General features: G+C 40.8%; 5 protein-coding genes. All 5 read right to left on the reverse strand.

What is annotated here, in order from left to right:
* Nucleotides 1-130 precede the first annotated feature (130 nt).
* Nucleotides 131-544 carry a DUF433 domain-containing protein gene (locus QUA70_RS28215; protein WP_333348590.1) on the reverse strand — a complete coding sequence of 138 codons (414 nt, stop codon included), beginning with the start codon at nt 542-544 and terminating at the stop codon, nt 131-133.
* Nucleotides 545-655: 111 nt separating this feature from the next.
* Nucleotides 656-1,333: a DUF3226 domain-containing protein gene (locus QUA70_RS28220; RefSeq protein ID WP_333336152.1), complete on the reverse strand. Its 678-nt coding sequence runs from the start codon at nt 1,331-1,333 to the stop codon at nt 656-658.
* Nucleotides 1,330-2,454, reverse strand: a complete 1,125-nt coding sequence (locus QUA70_RS28225; protein ID WP_333336149.1) for an AAA family ATPase — start codon at nt 2,452-2,454, stop codon at nt 1,330-1,332. The genes QUA70_RS28220 and QUA70_RS28225 overlap by 4 nt, the downstream gene beginning before the upstream one ends.
* 45 nt (nt 2,455-2,499) lie before the next feature.
* The gene (locus QUA70_RS28230) at nt 2,500-3,117 is read right to left on the reverse strand and encodes a Uma2 family endonuclease (protein ID WP_333348592.1); all 618 of its coding nucleotides are present in this window, start codon (nt 3,115-3,117) and stop codon (nt 2,500-2,502) included.
* Between the two features lie 64 nt (nt 3,118-3,181).
* On the reverse strand, nt 3,182-3,340 hold the full coding sequence (locus QUA70_RS28235) for a hypothetical protein (protein ID WP_333336143.1): 159 nt from the start codon (nt 3,338-3,340) through the stop codon (nt 3,182-3,184).
* Between the last annotated feature and the right edge of the window lie 68 nt (nt 3,341-3,408).

Below are 3,408 nucleotides of genomic sequence, written 5' to 3' on the forward strand. Positions count from 1 at the left end.
TTGATTTAATTATCCACAGTGGCTCAAAGTCCTACAGAATAAGCCATTGGGCCATATAAAAACTGTCCGGACTATTGTTAACATGGATATCACTTTTAAAACACTATATTGATCATAGTATTTAAGGATTTTATGATACATTAACTCTATCATACTTTAGTATGAAAAACTCTAGCTCCGACTTAAACTTGGCCTTAGCCGCTCGCAGTTTTTCCCAAGCAGCTTCCGTTCCAGGTTTTGGTGGTTGGGCGGCAATTCGGGCAATCAGATCGCGATTTTTTTCTTCATAGTACAGCCGCAGTTCTTCAGCTTCCTTAAGAACCATTTGATACTCGGCTTCAACCTCAGCCCGATTTGCCTCAATATAAGCTAAAGCTGCGTTAATTTGTTCTTCTGTAAGATCGAACAATCCTCTGATAAAGTTAGGCGGATATTGAGCCGTCACGTAGTCCATGATATCGTAGATGGTGATGCGCGTACCTGCGATCGCTAGTCCTCTTTCTGTACGGATGATAGATGTTTGTTCGTTAGGTATGCTTGTCATATTTATAGCCTCCTAGAAGTTATTTTTATATGACTAGCTTATTCCGTGGAATTTTGAGATAAATTAACTCTATTATACTTTGCGATCGCTCTCTTAGGACGATCGCGGGAATTACGCGATCGCTCCTTCCACAAATAAACGTATTAACCAATTACTAAATTTTACTGCGACATCTGTGTGAGGACGCAAAGCTTGACTTGTAATTGCCTTTCCCAAAGGATAACCAGGTTCATCATGCCAAGCAAGATATGTATGAATCACTGCTTTACTACGATGCACTTCTTTGAATGTTGTTACTTTACTATCCTGTGCCTGTTCAACACATTCTCGTGCAAATGTCAAAGATGCTGGTTCTGCAAGTTCAGCACAAAAGTCTTCTAACATACCAGAATCTTGATTATTAGGCATCAGCCAAAACCCCAGTTTAGGTTCATCTGAAGAAGGCTCGACTACCGTTCCATCAGCATCAGGTTTGGTCGGTAACGTATAGTTGTAATGTTGTAACTTGCCTTTTATACTTTGCCATCTGCCTTCAAGAGAAGGCTTGTCAGCATCAAGCATAACTCCTATTACTTGAGGAGGATTAGGACGTATAATCAGCGCATTCAGTCGCTTCAAAACCCCGATATCTGAACCGCATTGATAGATACCGAAAGTCTTAGGAACATTATGAGCTTTGCATAAAGCCATCACCACATGGCAATCATTATCTCCTTCAACAAGTAAAACTCTATCTGTATCTTGCTTGCAAACACTATCCTTCTCAGACACCTCGCTTGTCTTACTCATCGTACTTCAACATCCATGTCAATAGAATCACTCAGGGTCTCAGATGTATATTCTGTTGCTTTTATCGATTCATTTTTGGCATCCAATCGGAAGAAAGCACCAAGGGTAGGATAGTTATTCCAGGCTTGGTAGAAACCCTTGATACAATCGCGGCTGTGAGTTGTTGCAAAAATTTGAACATTAAGTCTCTCCGATATCTGAAAAACAATATCCCAAACTTTCGGTTGCACGCTCCAGTGCAATCCATTTTCAAATTCATCAATTAATAAAAGTCCGTTTCGAGCATTGACAAGTGCAACAATTATATGAAACAAACGAGTCATACCATCTCCCATGCTCTTGAGAGGTAATGGTTCGTCTATGCCTTTAATTTTTACTAAAGGAACACGGTTGTCACTTGCACTACCTCTACTAACGTCCTCTACAAAAGCGACTCCAGTAACTCGATCGTCAATTAAACGAAGCGCAGAAATAACTTCCGACTCTAAATCTGTCAAGCTCGTTAAATCCCAAAGAGCAGCTAATTTTCGATTAGACATATTTGCTGTAGAAACAATCTGCCACGTGTATTTTAATTCGGATTCCTGCCTTTCATAAAAAATTCTAGAGCTACGTCGAATGTCTCTGATATTTCTATCTAATCGGAAAATTCTTCTAGTTCTTTCGCCTTCTTCTGCTACGAGAAAAACTTCAACATTAGATATATCTTCGTCAAAGTCCACATCAGAGATGCGAATTTTCCTGATTGTGCCTTCGTCATCATTTTTATTCTGGTATGCGCCAGCGCCGATCCGGAGTTTTATGTTTGAAGAAACTTCTCCAAGAGAAATCCCATCTCCTCCTATGCTGGGCAATTTATGCCCAAAGAATAGATGCCGCACAGGATTACTGATAAAATTTTGGGAATGTGGCTGAGCTTCGCTAAACCAAGTTTCTTGCCTAGACTCTACAAGCTCAAGCATGACGGTAGCAGAAGCGTTGCTGGCATATAGTTCTACTGCTTCAAGAAATGTACTTTTTCCTGAATTATTCTTGCCAACAATCAGGTTGACACGACCCAGATTTTTAACTTCAAGGTGTTTAAATAGCCTAAAGTTGTGTATCTGAAATGACTTCAGCATACAAGATTCCTATAAGTTTTTATAACTAGCTTATATCATATTTGCTTAAAAAGCCAGTTTTTGAAATAACTCCGCAATCGGGAGAGTAAAGCCGGGGACGATTTCTTCGCCATCTAGGGATTGAGTAGACTTAAGCAGGCGATCGGGTTCTTGGGACGATCGATAAACTAACACATACTTTTCTTTAGGATGAATCACCCAGACTAAACGCGCGCCATTCTCGAAATATTCTACGAGTTTGTCGTGAATTTCTTCCACTGTATTGCTAGGAGAAAGGATTTCTACGGTAAGATCCGGCGCACCTTCTAGGAAGCCATCGGGGAGCTCATCTAGCCCTTGCAGGCGTTCTTTTGCCATGAAGGAAACATCGGGCGATCGCTTGTTTCCTGATTTCATCTTAAAAGCAGTGCTGGAATCGAAAATTGCGCCTAATTTTCGCGTTGATACGCAGTTAAACAAGGCTGCACTCAAAATAACGGCAACATAACCGTGTTTTGCACCCGAATTTCCCATGTCAATTAGTTCTCCATTCACAATTTCATAGCGGTGTCCATCTCGGTTGAGTGCCATGAATTCGGCATCAGTCCAGATTTTTTTATCTGCTGATGTTTCAACTTGGTTTTCAGTTAGGTTTGACCTTGGGTTTTGAATTAGAGTAGCCATAGCTTTCTCCTAAAATTATATTTCTAGTTAAACACAATCCATTTCAAACTCGAAAAAATCGCCCTTAAAAATTAATCCGGCGATAGATTTCAGACATCGGAAGTTCTATATTTAAATTGTGCAGGACGATCGCCCGATCGAGCCGATCGCAAACTTGCCATTGCCAGCGCTCGCTACTTGGGCGCTCGCCATTATAATATTGCTCAATATAGGGCAATGGCACTGAAAAAGGCTTAATCACGCCCGCAGTTTAGCTTTCAAGACAGAGCGAGGTTCCTGCATTCGAGGATA

The sequence above is a fragment of the Microcoleus sp. LAD1_D5 genome, assembly GCF_036702115.1.
Classification (GTDB): Bacteria; Cyanobacteriota; Cyanobacteriia; order Cyanobacteriales; family Microcoleaceae; genus Microcoleus.